General features: G+C 67.9%; 1 protein-coding gene. It reads left to right on the forward strand.

Annotation, left to right across the window (positions count from 1 at the left end):
- Positions 1-563 (forward strand): transposase family protein (locus LXN57_RS47780; RefSeq protein ID WP_251804976.1); only part of this gene is annotated, 563 nt, incomplete at both ends.

The following is a 563-nucleotide window of genomic DNA, read 5'->3' on the forward strand; positions in this document are numbered from 1 at the left end:
GACCTAACCCTACTCGGCGCCGGTTTCGGGATCTCGAGGGCGACCGCGTACCGCTACCGCGACGAGGGCATCGCGGTCCTCGCCGCCCAGGCACAGGACCTGCACACCGCGCTGAAGCGCGCCGCCGACGACGGCTGGTCGTACGTCATCCTCGACGGCAAGCTGTTCGACTGCGACCGGCTGACCGAGACCACCGTGAGCGTCAAAGGAAAAACCATCGACGCCTGGTTCTCCGGAAAGCACCGCGACTTCGGCGCGAACATTCAAGCGATCATGCGCCCGGACGGGCTACCGATCTGGACCTCGGCGGCGAGGCCGGGGCATCTGCACGACACCAGCTGCGCCCGCGAACTCGGCGTCACCGCCGCGCTGAACTGGGCTGCCGCCGAACTCGACCTGCCGGCCTTGGCCGACTCCGGCTACGAAAGCACCGGTCAGGGCATCAAGACTCCGATCAAGCAACCCACCGACGGCAAACCCCTCGCCGTCGACAACCGCACCTACAACCGGCTCCTGCGCGGCCTGCGCTGGCAAGGCGAACGCGGCTTCGCGATCCTCATCGG

This window comes from Paractinoplanes hotanensis (assembly GCF_023717965.1).
In the GTDB taxonomy this organism is placed as follows: Bacteria; Actinomycetota; Actinomycetes; order Mycobacteriales; family Micromonosporaceae; genus Actinoplanes; species Actinoplanes polyasparticus.